This window comes from Neobacillus vireti (genome assembly GCF_036962465.1).
In the GTDB taxonomy this organism is placed as follows: Bacteria; Bacillota; Bacilli; order Bacillales; family Cytobacillaceae; genus Neobacillus; species Neobacillus vireti_B.
Genome location: NZ_JBALNF010000072.1, coordinates 1 through 18277, shown reverse-complemented (window position 1 = coordinate 18277; position 18277 = coordinate 1). Strand labels below are relative to the sequence as shown.

Sequence of the window (18277 nt, the reverse complement as noted above, 5' to 3'; positions counted from 1 at the left end):
TTTTCTTTTACGTGAAATTGAAGAAATATTTTGTTTTTAACTGGTAAAATGGTAAACTATAAAAAAATCTACTAGAGGAGTTTCAAAATGATAAAAGCAATATTTTTTGATTTAGATGACACACTTCTTTGGGATCAAAAGAGTGTGAAGGAAGCTTTTGCCGCCACGTGTAGGGAGGCAGAAGAACGTTATGGGATCAATGCGGATCAACTGGAAGAATCTGTTCGTGAAGCAGCTAGAGAACTGTATTCTTCTTACGAGTTTTATCCTTTTACACAAATGATAGGGATCAATCCGTTTGAAGGATTATGGGGCAATTTTTCAGATGAAAATCTCGAGGATTTTAAAAAAATGAAGGTAACCGTTCCTAGCTATAGAAAGGATGCTTGGACAGTTGGCTTAAAGAAAATGGGTATTGATGACCCCGATTTTGGATCTGTGTTAGCAGAGCGTTTCCCTGAGGAACGGAGAAAGAGCCCGTTTGTGTACGAAGAAACGTTTGAAATTCTCGATTCTTTAAAAGGTAACTACCAGCTTCTACTTTTAACAAACGGATCACCGGAGCTGCAAAATACGAAATTAGAAATTACACCTGAACTTGTTCCTTATTTTGACCAGATTGTCATTTCAGGTGATTTTGGACGAGGAAAGCCTGATCCATCGATATTTGAGCATGCTCTATCCCTTATGGAATTACAAAAAGATGAAGTTCTTATGGTAGGGGATAATCTGATGACCGACGTATTAGGTGCAAATCGTGCCGGTATTAAAACAGTTTGGATTAACCGACATGACAAAGAGCGGAATGAAGTAATTCCAACTTACGAAATTAAGCATTTGGAAGAACTTTACCCAATCTTAGCTGAACTTAAGGAAAAATAAACGAATCTTAAAGTAACAACAAAAACGTATAAATTATAACCTTTTTAAATTTAGACTAAGTAAAAGAACCCTATAGGTTGGAGCGGAAGGCGGCGAAGACTCCTCGAAAATGCAATCGCATTTCCTTCGTGCGACTGCAGATTCGAGGATGCAAATTCAAAGTCCTGCGGGAGTACGGGACAGGGGTGACCCCGCAGGCGCTATAGCGCCGAAGAGGCATCCCGGCACGCCCGCGAACCGCTTGCCGACTCGAGCGGAAATCAACAGCCAAATTCCATTTAAGGGACTTTTTCAGTGCCCTCCACTTAGGTGGGGGTTTTTTTTGTGTGAAATGAATCATTTATTTATGATTATAATAATAGTTATGAATTCACTTATATGAGGTGTAGCTTTTTGGAATTAAGACAACTTAAATTATTTTCTGAAGTGGCGAAGCATAAAAGTATAACAAAAGCCGCGGAGGCCATGCATTTGTCGCAGCCAGCTTTAAGTAAGTCGATTATGGCATTGGAAGAAGAGCTCGGCATGACGTTAATCATTCGAACTAATAAAACGAGTGACGTAACCGATGCAGGCAGGGTGGTGCTCGACTATGCCCAAAAGATGAATGGTCTGCTCGATGAAATGAAAACCACCCTTAATGATATGACCAATTTAACAAGAGGACAGATAAATATCGGCCTGCCTCCATTTATTGGCAGCTTATTTTTTCCGAGAGTGATGGCAAAATTTCATCATACCTACCCTAATATTGAACTCAATATTACGGAGTATGGCGGTGCAAGGGTTGTAAAAAGTGTAGAAGAAGGGGAGTTCGAACTTGGTGTAGCCGTTCTGCCAATTGATGAGCAGCTGTTTGATATTTACCCCATCGTCGAAGAGGAAATGAAGCTGGTAGTATACAAAGACCACCGTTTTGCGAGGCGAAAAGTGGTCGATATAGGGGAATTGAAGGATGAAGAGTTTATCTTTTATCACGAAGAGTTTGCGCTCAATCAAATTATGAGGAACCAGTGTATTGCTGCTGGATTTGAACCAAAAATTTTGTTTAAAAGCTCTCAATGGGACCTCATGACAGAGATGGTAGCGGCTAATCTAGGTATTACGATCCTTCCGCATTCCATCTGTAATCGTGTCTTTACTAGTGATATTGAGGTTATTGACCTTAAACAAAAAATTCTGTGGCGCTTGGCAGTGCTTACAAAAAAAGATCGATATATCTCGAATGCAGGCAGAACCTTTATTGACTTTATCTTAAAAGATCCATTATAACTTTTAGTTATAAAAATGATTCGTAATATGTATTTTACGAATGGCAATTATGAGCGTAGGATTACTCTATAGTTAATTTCGTGAAGCAAAAAGAAGAATGTTACTTCTTTTTTGTATATAGAAAGGGTCATGAAGATGAAACTTGGAGTAATCGTGTTACAAGTACTATGTTTGCATGTGTTTTTATTTTTAGGTACTGCCCTTAAGGAAGTGATTCCACTTCCGATTCCGGCTTCGATGTTTGGCCTGTTTCTTTTATTTCTTGCACTTTGCTTTAAAATCATTAAGCTGGAGTGGGTAGAAAAAGGGGCCAACTGGTTATTAGCAGAACTATTGCTATTTTTTATCCCGTCAGCAGTTGGGATTGTAAATTATGATGAAATCATAAGCTTACAAGGCGCTGAAATTGTTGGTTTAATTGGAATTAGTACAATTATTGTAATGGGTATGACGGCCTTAACGGCGGAAAAAATGAGTGGTCGAAAAAGGAGTGAGCAGCATTGATGATGATTGTATTTACAATCGCAACGTATCTTATTTATCGTTTGTCAAAAAAGGCATATGGAAAATGGAGCATGCCATTTTTTCACCCATTGCTGCTTTCACCTATAATGCTAATTGTGCTGATTTCCGTTACACATGTATCTGCCAATCAATACCTTCATGCTTCAAAATGGCTGACTCATTTACTTGGCCCTGCGACCGTTGCGTTCGCGGTGCCAATTTATAAAAACTTAGCGGTGATAAAAAAGTATATTGGTACCATTCTTATTAGTATTACGTGTGGTTCGCTGGTGGCGATTTTTTCAACCTTTGCGCTTTCAAAATTGTTTCATCTGAAAGCTGATTTTATGATCTCTATTTTGCCAAGGTCGATTACGACGCCGATTGCGATCGAGGTTTCAAAGGAAATTGGCGGTCTTCCAACGTTAACAACGGTGTTTGTCATTATTACGGGAATTGTAGGAGGTATTGTTGGACCTTCGGTGATTAAAGGGTTGTCGATTAAAACACCTATTGCTAGAGGGCTTGCTTTAGGCATGGGAGCCCACGGTGTTGGAACGAATAAAGCAATGGAATACGGAAAACAAGAAGCTACTTTTTCATCGTTAGCCATGATTTTTGCAGCCTTGATTACCTTAGTTTGGGGAGCATTATTGATCCCTTCTTTAATGAATTTCCATCATCTATTATAAAAAAGCAGATGGCCGCCATTTTTGTGAAATGGCGGCCATATTTTTTAATGTTTGTCGTTATAATTAACTGGAGAAATGGTAGTTTTGAAGGGCTAAATGAATAGGTATACACATAGAATGAAGGGGTTGTTCCGAATTTAATTGAATTGTAAAGGAATTCTGGCAGGGGAGGAAAATAAATGCTCCGAAATGTGGTTGTTGTCAGGGATAATGAGGAAAGTATCAAAAATGCCATTAAGGAGATCTTACGCTCTAAGCATAAAGGCCATGAAGTAGCCCTTGATTTGACGAGGATCTCGGATAAAGAGAGAAAAAGAGAGATTATGAAACAACTGACCAGATATTAACACGAAGGCAGACAGTACTTTTTTAGCTGAATTTGTTTGATCAGCCACCCGCTGGTAGCATAAAAATTGGGGGAAGGCTAAATTCCGTTCCCCCTAAAGCAGTATTTAGTCTAATAACCCTAGCTGATGGCGGACTGCATAAGCAAATCCATCCTCATCATTGGTCTTCGTAATCATATCTGCCGCTTGTTGAACTTCCATAGGGGCATTTCCCATGGCTACTGCGGTTGTCGCTACTTCAAATTGAGCGATATCATTACCGCCATCGCCAAAGGCAAAAATCTCTTCAAAATTAAGGTTCATCATGTCTTGGTAGCGCAATAATGCCTTCCCCTTATGAGCTTCATTTGAAGTGATTTCCAGATTATTTGGATGAGAAGACGCCATTGAGATTGGAAATTTCCCAGCTAATGCTTGTTTAACTTCGTCAATCTTTGCTAGTTGATCTGGGTGAACAAGTGCTATTAGTTTGTAAATTTTTAAATCATTAAGTTCAAGAACCTGACTATAATCAAATTCATTAAAAATCTGGTCAAGCTCTTGTTTACTTTTATCGTGCAATGGGGGGAGCGTTGAAGGAAGGCCGCCGTGATTTGTGTAAACGAGGATTCCTACACCCATCTCATTTAAAATAGAAAAAATGTCCTTATAGACATCGATAGATAGGGTTGCTTCAAAGAGAATCTCTCTGTCTGCTGAGAATAATACTGAACCGTTCACACAAAAAATAGGCATTTTTATCTTTTGAACAGCCTCTAATTTTATGACATCCGCATAAGCCCGTCCTGTGTTTAAAATCAAGCAGTGACCTAGTGCTTGCAGTTCGTTTAAGGCTTTCACATTCTCTTCGGTAATTTCATGCTTAGAATTTAATAACGTACCGTCTAAATCAATTGAAATACATTTCATGGGTGTCCTATAATTCCTTTCCATTATACATATAGCTACTATATCAGATATAGAATCAGGCTGCCAAACGGAAATAATATTAATTTCGGTAAGCTAATAGGCTTCTAAGAAAATTCTATTAATAGTATGATAAGTGAGAAAATTAGTGAAGGAGAGCTAACTGTGACCGAGAAAATTAGTTTATTAGAAGCTTTTAAACAAACAGACCTTCGACTAGGCGGGCATGGCCCGAGGGATCTACATATGCTAAAAAAAGCAGTGATGAACCTAGATGACCATATCGAGAGTGATATGTATGGGAAAGGGGACGTCATTGAAAAGTTTGAAGAAAAAATGGCACGCTATCTTGGGAAAGAGTCAGCCGTGTTTTTTCCGAGTGGAACAATGGCTCAGCAAATCGCTCTGCGTATATGGTGTGATCGAAAAGGAATCAAAAAAGTAGCCTATCATCCATTATCCCATTTAGAAATTCATGAAGAAGATGGGTTAAAAGAATTGCACTCGATTGAACCTATTTTACTTGCTGATAAAGACCGTATTATTCAGCTCGAAGATGTGGTTGAATTGAAGGAAGATATCGCCTGTTTATTACTGGAGTTACCACAAAGGGAAATTGGCGGACAGCTGCCGGAGTATCAAACCCTTGAAGCAATTTCAGCTTATTGCCGCAAAAAGGGGATAAAACTGCATTTAGATGGTGCACGTCTGTTTGAGATACTGCCCTATTATCAAAAATCGGCCTCCGAAATTTCCGCCTTGTTTGATAGTGTTTATGTTTCTGTTTATAAAGGGTTAGGTGGTATTGCTGGCGCAATTCTTGCAGGGGATAGGGATTTTACAGAAAAATCTAAAGTGTGGAAACGTCGTCACGGCGGAGATTTAATCAGCCTTTATCCATATATCCTAAGTGCGGATTATTATTTTGAGCAGCGAGTTGGAAAAATGGAAAAGTATTATAAAGAAGCACAAGAACTAGCAATCTTCTTTAATCAATGTCAGTCTGTTTCTACATTGCCTAAGGAACCGGTTTCGAATATGTTCCACGTTCATATCGGTGTACCAAAAGAAACACTGGAACCTATCCTTATCAAAATCACCCAAGAGAAAGGTATCGGCTTTACCAGCTACCTAAAAGAATTAAACACCGGAGTAAGTTACTTTGAATTAGGAATTGGCGATATGTATGAGCAAATCCCAAAAGACAAACTACAGGCAGCTTTTACGTTACTAAATGAAGAACTACTCCGATTATAAATGGTGACAGGCACCATTTCTAATCTAACGAAGTGAAAAATCTATAGCCAACTAAGATAAATAGAAAGGCAAGCCTTGGTATAGGCTTGCCTTTTGATCTATATAGAGATTTATTAGCAGGTAGGGCTTTTTAACCGCGTCTGCCGCCTCGGCCACCGCGTTTTGTTTCGGTGTTGCGTTTGAGGCTTGATAAATTCTCTTCACTCGACTTTAAGAACTTTGCCATTTTATCTTCAAAACTTTCCTTAGGTTTAAAGTTCCCTTTAGAACGGAAGTCTTTAGAACGGCTATCCCCTCTACCCTGACGCTGTGGGCGCTGTGAATGAGAAGATGTTTGTCCTTCAGGTCGATCAATTGCTTTTTTAATGGATAGGGCAGTTTTTCCGTCTTTCTCGCTAATTACCTTTACTTCGACTACATCGCCAATTTTGAGATGATCGTTAACATCCTTTACATAGCTATCTGCAACCTCACTAATATGCACTAGGCCGGTTGTGCCGCCTGGCAACTCTACAAATGCTCCAAAATTAGTGATTCCGGTTACTTTACCTTGTACTTTACTGCCTACTTCAACTGACATAAAAATATGTTTCCCCCTCATAAATGTTAAAGACACTTTATTATAACAAAAACTTTAGAAAAATAACATAAAGTCTATTTCATCTATTTTGCCAATTCATACCTAGTCCCAAAACAGCTTTTACTAATAGACTGAAAGCTCAATCACAATTGATCCTCCCAGCCTGAAGAGTCTTCTAAAAGGTTCACAGGAATGTAACATCTATAGTGAAATACTTGGAGAGGCGAGGAAATAATTTTAATGTAATGAAATGCAATGAACCGAACGAATTCCGGTTGGAGAATACATCTGCATAGGAGGTGGATCTGGGTCACTAAGAAAATGAGGATTATTTTGCCGGTAGAAAGGAGGAACCATTTTCTATAGGAAAACTGGCGCTAAGGCCAAAGCGAATCGGAATTTGCTTGGAAAGACCTGATTGTTTTGCATTTCATTCTTATTATGGCGGGGGTTTGGTATATTGTTGTATAAATAAGCTTTCGTCATAATCGCAAAACTTTATGTCTTAAGGTAGTCACGTTGCTTGCCATGGTAACATTATCGAGTAAATAATTTGCGGTCAAGTCAATCCAATCAATTGCCTCTTCTAACACAACATTTGCTGATACAGAAACTGGGGGATTGCTAATGAAATGATTATTATGCAGGCGAGTCAGCCCAAATGCTGACTCGCTTTTTATATTAGTATGGTTATGATTTTAGCTGGTGCTCCATATAAGTAATATGAAACGAAATGACCTTTTTTGAAAGGGGAATGAAGATGACAAACCAATCTGGACCCTATAATATATATAGCTACTTTATTGGAGCCAATCCCTCAACCTCCTTCAATCCGAATCCAATCTTTCCAAAAATTAAAAGAACGGCTTTTCTAAGTCCGTTCACCTCTGTTATAGGGGATGTAACCATCCGCGATCATACTTACGTTGCTCCTTTCGTAAGTATCCGTGCGGATGAAGGCAGTCCATTTTATATAGACAGAGATTGTAACCTCCAGGACGGCGTCATCCTTCATGGCCTAAAGAATAAGCATGTAGAAGTTAATGGAAAAAAATATTCAATCTACATAGGACCAAGAGTTTCTTGCGCCCATGGTTCACTTATTCACGGTCCCTGTGAGATTCAGCAAGAGGTTTTTGTGGGTTTTAAGGCAATCGTTTATAATGCACAGATAGGAGCAGGATCCTTTATTTCGACAGATGCCGTTGTGACAGGCGGTGTCACCCTAAAACCACACAGCTTTGTGCCGCCTGGCGCACATATAGATTCACAAGCAAAAGCAAATAGTTTATCTACTGTGCCAAAAAGCGAAGTAGAATTCGCAAAAGAGGTACAAAGAGTAAACAATGAGTTCTCCTTCTCCTATTCTCTCCTATTCGGGAAAACCAAGTGTTCTTGTGGCTTGGCGTATTGATTCTAATAAAAAGGAATAAGAAGGCTTTTCAGCGGTGAAACTACCTTTTGTTGACTATTTGATGAAATGGGGATTGGAAAATGAAGGAAGTTTTACAGCAAGTAAAAGAAGAATTAGAAAAAGCATATGACCATCCGCAATCTTCTGACTTAGATCGTTGTATTACTCAGCTGCAGCAAGCCCTAGAACAAAATGGCGATAAAGGCACAATGATTGAGGATTGTATCCGCGCATTAACCCAAGCCAGGAATGCCGTAGGGGCCTTAGAAAATGCGGGAGATGTATCGTCTGCTGCGGCCTTTGGAGAAGCCTACAATGCGCTAGATCAGGCTATCGAGTCTTATAGCTGAATGCTGTTAAACCTCTAGACTTAGCTAGGGGTTTTTTTATGCAAATGGATATAACAGAATGAACAAGTGGATTCAGTCCATAATAAATAACGTAAAGGAGGTATGAGCGATGGATGGAAAATATAATACAAATGATGACGCAAATGTTGAATTAAAGAATGCTCTTCAAAACAGTCCACCTAAAAAAAATCCAAACATGAGTGAAGCAGAGTATAAATTAAAGATTCTAGGATTAGGGAAGAAAAGCTAAAGAAAAAAGCAGGTGATAAAATGCCAAAAAATAATCCGATTGAGTATACAGGAAGAGTATTGGACCAAAGAAATGATCTTACAGGACCAAATGACGGGAAGGCCACTTATCCGGAACGGCCTAAAGATGTGCCAATCCAGGATTCCAAAAAGCAAGGTAAATAACTTCATGAAGGCTGCCTAGTGGCAGTCTTTTATTTTTAACTCCAAGCGGGTGTTAGGATGCTTTTTAGTACAATCTAAGCATATAAGTTTGTTTCGGTTATCTCAATTGTTACTATAGTAGTAAATCTGAAAATGAAAGGACATTTTACTATGGGAACCATTCATATACCTGTTTCAGTGCTGAATCTAGCCCCAATCCGCGAGGGACAGAATTCAAAACAAGCGATAGAGGCAATGGTCGACCTTGCCCAAGCCGTCGAAAACATGGGCTATCAACGCTATTGGATTGCGGAGCATCATAACACTTCAACACTAGTTAGTTCAGCGACATCTATCTTAATACAACATACATTAGAACATACTAACAAAATACGAGTGGGGTCTGGTGGAATCATGCTTCCAAACCATGCACCGCTTGTAGTGGCCGAACAATTCGGCACAATGGCGACGATGTTCCCGAACCGCGTCGATTTAGGCCTTGGCCGTGCGCCTGGAACGGATATGATGACAGCAAGTGCTTTAAGACGCTCAAAAAATGATTCAGTTTACACTTTTCCAGAGGACGTTCAAGCATTGCTTACTTATTTCGGACCAATTGAGCAGCAAAGTTATGTTAAAGCGTATCCTGGGGTAGGTACAAACATTCCTATTTATATTTTAGGATCCTCAACGGATTCAGCTTATCTGGCAGCAAGTTTGGGCCTGCCATATGTTTTTGCCTCACATTTTGCGCCAAGATATATGGAAGAAGCCATTTCGATTTATCGGGAGCGATTCCAGCCCTCCGACTATCTCGATAAACCCTATATGATGGTGTGCTTAAATGTGATTGCAGCTGAAACAGATGAAGAGGCCAAATGGCTGTCAACAACTAAAGATCAATTTTTCCTAAATGTTGTCCGTGGTACACAAAATCCTTTACGTCCTCCTGTTGAAAATTTAGATGAATTATGGAGTCCGATGGAAAAAGAAATGGCCGCGTCCATGTCCAGTGTCACGCTGCTGGGTAGCAAGGAAACCATCCGTCAACAATTAACGAATTTCCTAGATAGATATCAAGTCGATGAAATTATGGCTGTATCTTATATCTTTGATGAAGAAAAACAAAAACGTTCCTATGAGATTTTTAAAGAAATCACGGACGGCAAATAAGCATTGTTAAAAAAATCACCCTCTAAAAATGAAAGAGGGTGATTTTTTTTAGTTATTTTCTTTTTGAAATTTGGTCATAAATTCACTGAAAGCTTGGCAAGCTTCAACCGGAACGGCATTGTATGCTGAAACGCGGCATCCGCCAATAGAACGATGTCCATTAACACCAACAAAACCTTCTTGTTTTGCAAGCTCCAAGAATTTCTTTTCCAATTCAGGAGTTTTTAAGTTGAAAGTTAGGTTCATTAGGGAACGGCTGTCTTGATCCGCATGGCCAATGTAAAAACCGTTACTATTGTCAATAACTGAGTAGATATAGTTTGCTTTTTCTTCATTTCGCTTAGCAATTTCCTCCAAACCACCTAAATCACGGGCCCAGTTAAGAACTTCTCCAAGCATATAAATGCCAAAAGTAGGTGGTGTATTGTATAAGGAATTATTTTTCGCATGTGTGCTGTACTTTAACAATGTCGGGATGTTTGTATTAGCGCGCTCAAGGAAATCTTTGCGAATAATAACAACAGTTACACCTGATGGACCGAGATTCTTTTGCGCACCCGCATAAATCAGTGCAAACTTGCTGACATCAATCGGCTTAGAAAGAATATCGCTTGACATGTCGGCAATTAGTGGTATATCTCCGGTATCAGGAAAGTCCTTCCACTGTGTACCATAAATTGTATTATTGGAGGTAATGTGTACATAAACATCTTCTTTGTCGTACTGTAATTCATTCAGTTTTGGGATGCTACGGTATTTTCCTTCTTTTGTTGTAGCTGCCTGGTAAACTTCACCAAATAATTTAGCTTCGGAAAAAGCCTTCTCTGACCAAGAACCTGTCATAACATAGCTTGCTTTTTTCCCAGGCTGTAAAAAGTTCATCGGAATCATTGAAAATTGAAGGCTGGCTCCCCCTTGAAGAAATAGAACTTCATGGGTATCGGGAATCGCCAAAAGGTCGCGTAGGCTGCTAATCGCTTGATTGTGTACTTCTTCATACGGGCGGCTCCGGTGGCTGAGTTCCATTACTGACATTCCTGTCCCACGGAAATCGATTAATTCTGCTTGAGCTTTTTCAAGAACTGAAAGGGGTAAAGCGGAAGGGCCGGCATTAAAATTGTAGGCACGCTGAACTTGTAATTTCACTTTTCTCACTCCATCTTTTTGGTTTATTTGACTATAACATAGATTCAATTTTCGGAAAATAAGTTTTATTCCACGGAGGAAAGATATTTTGAAAAAATTTATTTTAGGATAAATGGAAGCGTTTAATATGAATGGTTATGTAAATATTGGAAAAGGCTAGATGCAATTTTCGATATACCTAGTCTAAATCCAGCTATTATGGAAAGTATACATAAGGAGTTAATGATAATTCAGTTAACCTTAGAAAGGAGAATTTTGCATGCAAGAATCTTTAAATGTTGGAGATATAGCCCCGGACTTTTCGCTGCCGGCTACAACGAAGGAGCGTATATCCTTATCAGACTACCGCGGTCAGAAGAATATTGTTGTTGCCTTTTATGGAATGGATTTTACTCCAGGCTGAATTAAAGAAATAGCCTCTTGGAAAGAGGATTATAAACGATTTGAACAAACAAATGCTGAGGTTTTACCAATAAGTGTCGATCATATTCATTCGCACCGGGTCTTTTCGGCAAGCATGGGCACGCTTCCATATCCACTGCTTTCAGATTGGCATAAACAAACCGTAAAAGACTACCAAGTGTTTAACGAGAAAGGGGAGACGGCAATCCGTTCTGTATTTGTTGTAAATAAAGCTGGAGTCATAACATATTTAAACACTTCATTTAAAGCAGATAAAAGAGAGGACTATGAAGCCGTTTTTAATGAACTTGAAAGGTTAAATTCGTAAAGTATAAAAAATAATAGGTAAATACGTTAGTAAAGACCAATAAAGGGGAAATAACAAAAAGCCTTTTTATTTTTGAAGGTATGAATTTAGCCATAGGTATCGGCGAATTTTTAGCTAATTGGATATACAACAATTTATCTGGTAAGCAGTCATATTTATTTATGGAAGGAGTCAATTCATGGAACAAAATGAAAAATTGGAACAATTACTTCGTGATTACGGTTACCCTGAACAGTCCATCCCACGACTAATGGAGGAAATTAGCTCAATGAGCTTTGACAAGGTAAAAAAATTGATTCTCCCATATAACGATATTACGGCAGAAAAATCGTAATAAGGAAATAAAGGCAACATGTGATATGGAATAGTTTTGATATGGATAAAATAATCATGAAGGGTTAAAACAAATGAAGATTTTTGTAGTTGGTGCCAATGGGAAAATCGGAAAACACCTCGTTCAATTATTATCAGATTCGAATAAATATACAGTTAAAGCAATGGTTCGAAAAGAGGAGCAAGCGCGTGTATTGCAAGCTTTAGGAGTAGAAACAGCAATCGCTAATTTGGAAGATAGTGTCGACGAAATTGCAAATCGGGCTATTGGGTGTGATGCGATTGTCTTTACGGCAGGTTCTGGCGGTCATACCGGTGCAGATAAGACGCTTTTAGTCGACTTAGATGGTGCAGTAAAAACGATTGAAGCTGCAGAAAAAGCAAAAATTAAACGATTTATCATGGTCAGTGCTCTTCAAGCTCATCGAAGAGAAAACTGGAATCAAGCGATCAAGCCGTATTATGCAGCAAAGTATTATGCGGACAAAATGCTTGAACAAAGTAATTTAACCTATACAATCATCCGCCCAGGCGGTCTATTGGATACTGCAGGTTCAGGAACTATATCAGTTGCAGAAAATATTAGCAACGGGACCATTTCTCGCGAGGATGTAGCGAAAACTATTCTTGCCTCTCTAGAAGAAGGAAATACCTTTTATAAAGCGTTTGATCTGGTTTCGGGTGAGATTCCGATAGTCGAGGCGTTGAAATTAATCAATTAGTGCAAAAGAACAGATTCGCTTTTGGTGGGTCTGTTCTTTATATTTATTAGTTTAACAATGAATATTACCAACCTAGCAAAAGTAATTTGTATAATAAATTACTGGAATTAACATTATGTCTGGATTACTTTAACTGACTAATGAATGAAAGATTTTGAATAAATATCAATGAAAATTCATAAAAATAAGATTTAGAATATTTTTATAATATATTGACATAAATTAGACATGGATTTATATTAATAGAATATTACTAATAAATATACAAACGTTTAGAGGGTGATCGATGTGGTTATTACGGTGGGTCCCGGACAATATCACAGAAATGCAGGTTTATTATCAGATGCTGGTTTATACATAAAAAGGTATGGAACTACAGCTGTTCTAATCGGAGGAAATATAAGCCGCCAGGTCATCGACGGGCCGCTCCGGCATAGCTTATCCAAGTATGGGGTGACATTGAAACATTCTTTATGGTTTGGTGGAGAATCTTCACAAACCAATATTGATAGATTGGTAGAACAATTAGAGAATGAGACCTTTGATGTAATCATTGCTGCTGGTGGAGGAAAGGCAATGGATACCGCTAAAGCCGCAGCCTTTCAACTAAACAAGCCGTTAGTGGCTATCCCTACAATTGCCGCTACCTGTGCGGCTGCAACACCAATTTGTATTCTCTATAGTGACGAAGGAGAATTTTTAGAAATTGGCAGGAATTCAAAAGTGCCAGAACTAGTCTTGGTCGATACAAATATCATTTTAGCAGCACCGGTCCGGTATTTAATTGCAGGGATTGGGGATACATTAGCAAAATGGTTTGAAACCAAGTGCTCCATTAAAAAAGCAGTGCCTAACGCAATTAATCAAACAGCGATCGCAATAGCTGGCCAGTTATATGAAAGTTTAATCCAGAAAGGTGAAAAAGCCGTCAGTTCCATGAAAGCACAAAAAGCAACTGTTGAACTTAATGACATAATTGATGCCATTATATTAGTCAGCGGAAGTGTAAGCGGCTATGGAGGAGATGATTGCCGGACAGCCGCGGCTCATGCGATTTACTCGGGATTAACGATCTTCCCGGAAATTCACCATACCTATCATGGTGAGATTGTCGCTTTTGGGATTTTAGCGCAGTTATGTATGGAAGGTACGGATGAGGAAGAGATTAAAACATTAATTCACTATTACCAACAAATTGGTTTGCCTTTCACCTTGCAGCAAATGGATATCAAAGGATTAACAGATGACCAATGGAAGGTGTTAGGTGAAATTACAGTGACGATTGAAGACATGGCAAATATGCCATTTGAGGTGACACCTGATATGGTCATAACGGCTGTCCGTCAGGCCGATAGAATCGGAACAGAAATGTTAGTAGTTTCAAACTAATATACAGAATTAATAGTTAATAGGGGGAAAATCAGATGAAAAAGTGGTTAGGGCTAATTTGTACACTAATGTTGTTATTTGCGTTAGCAGCTTGCGGGAAAGACGCAGCATCCAGCAGTGCCGATGGGAAAAAATCAACCGAACCTTTAAAAGTAACACTGCCGACTTGGACGGGGTATGGTCCGTTATTTTTGGCAAAAGAAAAGGGCTTCTTTAAGAAAAATGGGATTGATGTAGACCTTTCAATCGTAGAGGGGTTAGCAGAGCGTAAACAAGCTTTAGCAAGTGGGAAAATTGATGGAATGGCAACAGCATTAGATGTTCAGGTTACACTGGCTGCATCAAAGATACCTGTTCAAGTTGTGTGGGTATTAGATGATTCCCACGGCGGTGACGGAATTCTTGTCAAGAATAGCATCAATAGTGTGAAAGATTTAAAAGGAAAGAAAGTAGCATTTGAAGTTGGGTCAACAAGCCACATGCTTGCACTTACCGCATTAAAGCAGGGCGGTTTAACTGAAAAAGACGTCGAAGTTGTTCAAATGTCTGCAGGTGACGCTGGAGCAGCGTTTGCTGCAGGTAAAGTAGATGCAGCGGTCACATGGGAGCCGTGGTTATCTAAAGGGTCACAAGCGAACGGTAAGGTATTATTATCGACAAAAGATCTTCCAGGAATCATCGTTGACACAGTAAGCTTTAAAGAAGACGTGATTAAAAACCGTCCAGATGATGTAAAGGCGTTTGTAAAAGCAATGGGTGAAGCCATGACTTATTGGAAAGAACATAAAGATGAAGCAGATGAAATTATGGCTAAGGGTCTAAAAATTGATACAAAAGAATTTGTTGGAACGGAATCTGGCCTGCAGTTCTTTACAAAAGAGGATAACAAAGCCCTGTTTGGAACGGAAAGCAGCAAAGGCTCCATTTATAAATCAACCGAAAATGCAATTCAGTTTTATAAAGAGCAAGGAATTATCAAAACTGAACCGAAAGCAGAAGAGGTTATTAACCCAAGCTTTCAGTAATAAGTAATGAACCGAGGCCTAATATATGAGATTCTCATATGTTAGGCTTTTTAACAGATTGATAGAATGGGTGATTAAAATGTTGGCAAAATTGTTTACGCCTAATAGGGAGATTCCAAAAGGTTTTTATTCAACCGCAGGGTTTGTTACATTTATTGTATTTTTAGCCGTTTGGTGTGTCCTAACGTATGGAGGAGTTGTCAATCCGCTGTTTTTGCCGACACCAACGGCAGTACTTACCACCGGTATTGATTTATTTGTGAATGGAGATCTCCTTTCTGATATTGGAATCAGTTTTACAAGGGTACTAGTAGGATTTCTTGCTGCCGCGATTATTGGTATACCTCTTGGGATATTGATGGGTTCGTTAAAAATCATGGAAGGCGCCTTTGAACCTATTATTGGATTTATCCGTTACATGCCGGCGTCTGCCTTTATTCCATTATTAATTTTATGGATTGGCCTTGGAGAGCCGGAAAAAATGAGCGTTATTTTCCTAGGAACCTTTTTTCAATTAACGCTGATGATTATGGATGTGACAAAAAATGTTCAGAATGACTTAATTGAAGTTTCCTATACCTTAGGGGCAAAAAAAGGTCAGGTGTTTACCAAGGTCATTTTACCTGCAGCACTTCCAGGGATTGTCGATACCCTTAGAATTACATTTGGATGGGCATGGACATATTTAGTCGTAGCGGAAATCGTCGGGGCCTCTAGCGGATTAGGCTATATGATCATGCAGGCTTCACGTTTCCTTCAGCCAGATAAAATTATAGTGGGTATTTTAATTGTTGGTATACTCGGGCTGTTAACCGATATGGTCTTTAAAGCCATTTATCGCGCTTCATTTTCATGGATGAGAAAGGATGGTTTGTAAGATGGTCACAACAGCTGCAAAAAATGTAGAATTTGATAATTCTCAACCAAAACTGGCAACGCCAAAGTTAGAAATTAAAGAAGTTGGTAAAGTATTTAAAACAAAAAACGGTGAAACGACGGCATTAGAAAAAACATCCTTTACCATAAGTGAAGGAGAATTTGTTACGATCTTAGGCCCATCAGGCTGTGGCAAATCAACGGTTTTACGAATCGTTGCTGGCTTGGAAGAAGCTACATCCGGAGAGGTATTACTAGATGGACAGGAAATAATTGGTCCCGGACCTGACCGTGGGATGGTGTTTCAGTCTTATACCTTATATCCATGGCTATCAGTAAAGGAAAACATTACATTTGGCTTAAAATTACAAGGCATATCTCAAAAAGAACGAGACGACGTTGCTCGTCATTATCTACAATTAATTGGGTTAGAAGGATTCGAGAAACATTATCCTATTCAATTGTCTGGTGGTATGAAACAGCGGGTGGCGATTGCGCGTGCCTTGGCGAATGACCCTAAAATCCTTTTAATGGATGAACCGTTTGGTGCTTTAGATGCGCAAACGAGAAATATCATGCAGGAAGTCCTTTTAAAAGCGTGGGAGGAGTCAAAGAAAACGATTTTGTTTATCACCCATGATGTTGAAGAATCGATTTTTCTGGCTGATTCGGTTTATGTCATGACGGCAAGACCTGGGCGTCTAAAGAAAAAGGTTCCAATCGCATTGGCAAGACCAAGGGATTTTAGTATAAAAGGGTCAGTGGAATTTGCAGGATATAAGGAAGAATTGTTGGCGTTGATTAGAGAAGAAAGCTTGAAGGCAATCAATTAAATAGAGTTCAATTCTGCAAAGAGAGACTATTCTAAAAAATGGAGTATTTTATAATTTCCTTTAGTGAAAGGTGTTTAGTAAGGTGAAAATAGAGTCCTTTATTTCTGATAACGTAAAAGCAGCTCTTAAGAACGACCCGCCGGGTGAATGGATGCCTATGCTTCCGAAGGAGTGTATCCGTTTAAGCTCGGGCTATCCGGATCCATGTCTTGTTCCTTCCCGACAAATAAAGGAAGCTGTAGCAAACCTTATCGAAGAAGAACAGGATTTGCCGCTGCATTATCTTGGGAGTCCCAGGATTGACGTCCTTAAGAAACAAATCCAAAAGAGATTAGCGGAGCGTGGAATCAAGGTTGAAGAAGAGGAACTGTTAATCACTTCAGGCGCTTGTCAAGCGCTTGATTTAATTGCGCGTGTTCTAGTTGACGAAAAATCGGTTGTCGCAGTGGAAGCTCCAACTTATATGGAAGCACTAGAGATTTTCCGGAACTATACGACAAAGATTATTAATATCCCTATAGATGAGAATGGACTTCAAACAAATGTATTAGAAAAAGAACTAAGGGAAAGAAAACAAAAAAATCTTCCCCTTCCTCGAATTTTATATACCATTCCTACTGCTCAAAATCCAACAGGGACAACACTTGTACCGGAACGCCGGCATCATTTATTAAAATTAGCCGGGGAGTATGACTTTCTCATTTTAGAAGATGATGCCTATGGAGAACTTTCATTTGAAGATAGTCCACTTCCTTTAAAATCAATGGATACTGAGGGAAGAGTTTTACATGTCGGCTCACTATCTAAGGTGGTAGCACCGGGAATGCGAGTAGGGTGGATAGCTGGTAAACAAGCGTTTATTTCAGCTTTTGCTTGGTTTAAGAAAGATTTAGATCATCCATTTTCACAGGCATCAATGGCTTCGTTTCTAGAAGGCATTGATTTACAAGATCGGCTTAAGACGCTAAAAGAAGTATATCGGGAGAAAAGTGAAACTTTAATTAAGTCGTTGGAGAAATATTTCCCTGAATGCGTTACTTGGTATATGCCAAGCGGAGGCTACTTTGTATGGGTTCATATTCCTGGAATGGATACCTCCGAATTATTAGACCTGTCCTTGGATAAGGGTGTGTCATTTATTCCAGGAAAATACTTCTTTTTAAACCCGCAGGATGGAACAGAGTTTCTCCGCCTTTCATTTTGTTTTGAAGGTCAATCAAAAATAGTTGAAGGAATTCAAAGGCTTGGAAAGTTGATTTCAGAATACTTAAATCTTCATTATTAAAATAAACAAAAGGGATATTCCTTATAATAAGGAATGTTCCTTTTTAGTTTTTAATATAGTTACACTAGTTTTATATTTGGAAAAAATTGCTGATTGTTTACACTTTGTATGGGTGGTATTATATAAAGGTCGCCTCTGATGAGAGCGAACAATTAAATAGTCTGGCAA

Annotated in this window: 22 protein-coding genes; 19 read left to right on the top strand and 3 right to left on the bottom strand. The window is 39.0% G+C overall.

Features of this window, described 5'->3' with window-relative positions; translation table 11 throughout:
- Window positions 1-87: 87 nt before the first annotated feature.
- From V7077_RS25200 to V7077_RS25180, 5 genes are all read left to right on the top strand, one after another.
- Entirely contained in the window at window positions 88-882 is a 795-nt protein-coding gene (locus V7077_RS25200; protein ID WP_335507064.1) for an HAD family hydrolase, read from the top strand.
- A gap of 393 nt (window positions 883-1275) precedes the next feature.
- On the top strand, window positions 1276-2154 hold the full coding sequence (locus V7077_RS25195) for a LysR family transcriptional regulator (protein WP_335507062.1): 879 nt from the start codon (window positions 1276-1278) through the stop codon (window positions 2152-2154).
- Window positions 2155-2289: 135 nt separating this feature from the next.
- Window positions 2290-2658, top strand: coding sequence for a CidA/LrgA family protein (locus V7077_RS25190; RefSeq protein ID WP_335507060.1), 369 nt, complete (start codon window positions 2290-2292; stop codon window positions 2656-2658).
- The gene (locus V7077_RS25185) at window positions 2658-3350 is read left to right on the top strand and encodes an LrgB family protein (RefSeq protein ID WP_335507098.1); all 693 of its coding nucleotides are present in this window, start codon (window positions 2658-2660) and stop codon (window positions 3348-3350) included. The genes V7077_RS25190 and V7077_RS25185 overlap by 1 nt, the downstream gene beginning before the upstream one ends.
- 179 nt (window positions 3351-3529) lie before the next feature.
- Window positions 3530-3697, top strand: a complete 168-nt coding sequence (locus V7077_RS25180; protein ID WP_335507058.1) for a hypothetical protein — start codon at window positions 3530-3532, stop codon at window positions 3695-3697.
- A gap of 105 nt (window positions 3698-3802) precedes the next feature.
- On the opposite strand, the gene V7077_RS25175 is transcribed toward V7077_RS25180, so the two are convergent.
- Window positions 3803-4606: an HAD family hydrolase gene (locus tag V7077_RS25175; protein WP_335507057.1), complete on the bottom strand. Its 804-nt coding sequence runs from the start codon at window positions 4604-4606 to the stop codon at window positions 3803-3805.
- Window positions 4607-4768: 162 nt separating this feature from the next.
- Between V7077_RS25175 and V7077_RS25170 the strand changes: the two genes are divergently transcribed.
- Window positions 4769-5860, top strand: a complete 1092-nt coding sequence (locus tag V7077_RS25170; RefSeq protein WP_335507054.1) for a threonine aldolase family protein — start codon at window positions 4769-4771, stop codon at window positions 5858-5860.
- A 130-nt stretch (window positions 5861-5990) separates the two neighbouring features.
- Here V7077_RS25170 and V7077_RS25165 read toward each other — a convergent pair whose 3' ends face one another.
- On the bottom strand, window positions 5991-6440 hold the full coding sequence (locus tag V7077_RS25165) for a S1 domain-containing RNA-binding protein (protein WP_235739918.1): 450 nt from the start codon (window positions 6438-6440) through the stop codon (window positions 5991-5993).
- A 760-nt stretch (window positions 6441-7200) separates the two neighbouring features.
- Between V7077_RS25165 and V7077_RS25160 the strand changes: the two genes are divergently transcribed.
- The 5 genes from V7077_RS25160 to V7077_RS25140 all read left to right on the top strand — a co-directional run bounded on the left by V7077_RS25160 (window position 7201) and on the right by V7077_RS25140 (window position 9770).
- Window positions 7201-7854 carry a carbonate dehydratase gene (locus V7077_RS25160; RefSeq protein WP_335507051.1) on the top strand — a complete coding sequence of 218 codons (654 nt, stop codon included), beginning with the start codon at window positions 7201-7203 and terminating at the stop codon, window positions 7852-7854.
- Window positions 7855-7934: 80 nt separating this feature from the next.
- A complete protein-coding gene (locus V7077_RS25155) occupies window positions 7935-8204 on the top strand; it encodes a hypothetical protein (RefSeq protein ID WP_335507049.1) in 270 nt (89 codons plus the stop codon).
- Window positions 8205-8313: 109 nt separating this feature from the next.
- Window positions 8314-8454: a hypothetical protein gene (locus V7077_RS25150; RefSeq protein ID WP_335507048.1), complete on the top strand. Its 141-nt coding sequence runs from the start codon at window positions 8314-8316 to the stop codon at window positions 8452-8454.
- A 20-nt stretch (window positions 8455-8474) separates the two neighbouring features.
- Window positions 8475-8618: a hypothetical protein gene (locus V7077_RS25145; protein WP_335507046.1), complete on the top strand. Its 144-nt coding sequence runs from the start codon at window positions 8475-8477 to the stop codon at window positions 8616-8618.
- 150 nt (window positions 8619-8768) lie between these two features.
- On the top strand, window positions 8769-9770 hold the full coding sequence (locus tag V7077_RS25140; protein WP_335507044.1) for an LLM class flavin-dependent oxidoreductase: 1002 nt from the start codon (window positions 8769-8771) through the stop codon (window positions 9768-9770).
- A 48-nt stretch (window positions 9771-9818) separates the two neighbouring features.
- Here the strand turns inward: V7077_RS25140 and serC are convergent, their stop codons facing one another.
- On the bottom strand, window positions 9819-10916 hold the full coding sequence (serC, locus tag V7077_RS25135; RefSeq protein WP_335507042.1) for a 3-phosphoserine/phosphohydroxythreonine transaminase: 1098 nt from the start codon (window positions 10914-10916) through the stop codon (window positions 9819-9821).
- Window positions 10917-11175: 259 nt separating this feature from the next.
- On the opposite strand from serC, the gene V7077_RS25130 reads away from it, so the two are divergent.
- The 8 genes from V7077_RS25130 (at window position 11176) to V7077_RS25095 (ending at window position 18109) form a co-directional block, all read left to right on the top strand.
- Entirely contained in the window at window positions 11176-11646 is a 471-nt protein-coding gene (locus tag V7077_RS25130) for a redoxin domain-containing protein (RefSeq protein ID WP_335507039.1), read from the top strand.
- A gap of 178 nt (window positions 11647-11824) precedes the next feature.
- A complete protein-coding gene (locus V7077_RS25125; protein WP_335507037.1) occupies window positions 11825-11980 on the top strand; it encodes a hypothetical protein in 156 nt (51 codons plus the stop codon).
- A gap of 73 nt (window positions 11981-12053) precedes the next feature.
- Window positions 12054-12701, top strand: a complete 648-nt coding sequence (locus V7077_RS25120; RefSeq protein ID WP_335507035.1) for an SDR family oxidoreductase — start codon at window positions 12054-12056, stop codon at window positions 12699-12701.
- A 288-nt stretch (window positions 12702-12989) separates the two neighbouring features.
- Window positions 12990-14090 (top strand): iron-containing alcohol dehydrogenase family protein, encoded by a 1101-nt coding sequence (locus V7077_RS25115; RefSeq protein ID WP_335507034.1) that lies wholly within the window; start codon window positions 12990-12992, stop codon window positions 14088-14090.
- 35 nt (window positions 14091-14125) lie between these two features.
- Window positions 14126-15115 carry an ABC transporter substrate-binding protein gene (locus tag V7077_RS25110; RefSeq protein ID WP_335507033.1) on the top strand — a complete coding sequence of 330 codons (990 nt, stop codon included), beginning with the start codon at window positions 14126-14128 and terminating at the stop codon, window positions 15113-15115.
- 79 nt (window positions 15116-15194) lie between these two features.
- Window positions 15195-15992 carry an ABC transporter permease gene (locus V7077_RS25105; RefSeq protein WP_335507030.1) on the top strand — a complete coding sequence of 266 codons (798 nt, stop codon included), beginning with the start codon at window positions 15195-15197 and terminating at the stop codon, window positions 15990-15992.
- A 1-nt stretch (window position 15993) separates the two neighbouring features.
- Window positions 15994-16824, top strand: a complete 831-nt coding sequence (locus V7077_RS25100) for an ABC transporter ATP-binding protein (protein WP_335507028.1) — start codon at window positions 15994-15996, stop codon at window positions 16822-16824.
- Window positions 16825-16906: 82 nt separating this feature from the next.
- Complete coding sequence (locus tag V7077_RS25095; protein WP_335507026.1) at window positions 16907-18109, top strand: PLP-dependent aminotransferase family protein; 1203 nt, start codon at window positions 16907-16909, stop codon at window positions 18107-18109.
- Window positions 18110-18277 lie beyond the last annotated feature (168 nt).

Bases quoted from the DNA above. Each gene is read 5' to 3' on its own strand.
- V7077_RS25200 (WP_335507064.1), top strand. From the start codon at position 88: ATGATAAAAGCAATATTTTTTGATTTAGATGACACACTTCTTTGGGAT.
- V7077_RS25190 (WP_335507060.1), top strand. From the start codon at position 2,290: ATGAAACTTGGAGTAATCGTGTTACAAGTACTATGTTTGCATGTGTTT.
- V7077_RS25185 (WP_335507098.1), top strand. From the start codon at position 2,658: ATGATGATTGTATTTACAATCGCAACGTATCTTATTTATCGTTTGTCA.
- V7077_RS25180 (WP_335507058.1), top strand. From the start codon at position 3,530: ATGCTCCGAAATGTGGTTGTTGTCAGGGATAATGAGGAAAGTATCAAA.
- V7077_RS25175 (WP_335507057.1), bottom strand. From the start codon at position 4,606: ATGAAATGTATTTCAATTGATTTAGACGGTACGTTATTAAATTCTAAG.
- V7077_RS25165 (WP_235739918.1), bottom strand. From the start codon at position 6,440: ATGTCAGTTGAAGTAGGCAGTAAAGTACAAGGTAAAGTAACCGGAATC.
- V7077_RS25160 (WP_335507051.1), top strand. From the start codon at position 7,201: ATGACAAACCAATCTGGACCCTATAATATATATAGCTACTTTATTGGA.
- V7077_RS25155 (WP_335507049.1), top strand. From the start codon at position 7,935: ATGAAGGAAGTTTTACAGCAAGTAAAAGAAGAATTAGAAAAAGCATAT.
- V7077_RS25150 (WP_335507048.1), top strand. From the start codon at position 8,314: ATGGATGGAAAATATAATACAAATGATGACGCAAATGTTGAATTAAAG.
- V7077_RS25145 (WP_335507046.1), top strand. From the start codon at position 8,475: ATGCCAAAAAATAATCCGATTGAGTATACAGGAAGAGTATTGGACCAA.
- V7077_RS25140 (WP_335507044.1), top strand. From the start codon at position 8,769: ATGGGAACCATTCATATACCTGTTTCAGTGCTGAATCTAGCCCCAATC.
- V7077_RS25125 (WP_335507037.1), top strand. From the start codon at position 11,825: ATGGAACAAAATGAAAAATTGGAACAATTACTTCGTGATTACGGTTAC.
- V7077_RS25120 (WP_335507035.1), top strand. From the start codon at position 12,054: ATGAAGATTTTTGTAGTTGGTGCCAATGGGAAAATCGGAAAACACCTC.
- V7077_RS25110 (WP_335507033.1), top strand. From the start codon at position 14,126: ATGAAAAAGTGGTTAGGGCTAATTTGTACACTAATGTTGTTATTTGCG.
- V7077_RS25105 (WP_335507030.1), top strand. From the start codon at position 15,195: ATGTTGGCAAAATTGTTTACGCCTAATAGGGAGATTCCAAAAGGTTTT.
- V7077_RS25100 (WP_335507028.1), top strand. From the start codon at position 15,994: ATGGTCACAACAGCTGCAAAAAATGTAGAATTTGATAATTCTCAACCA.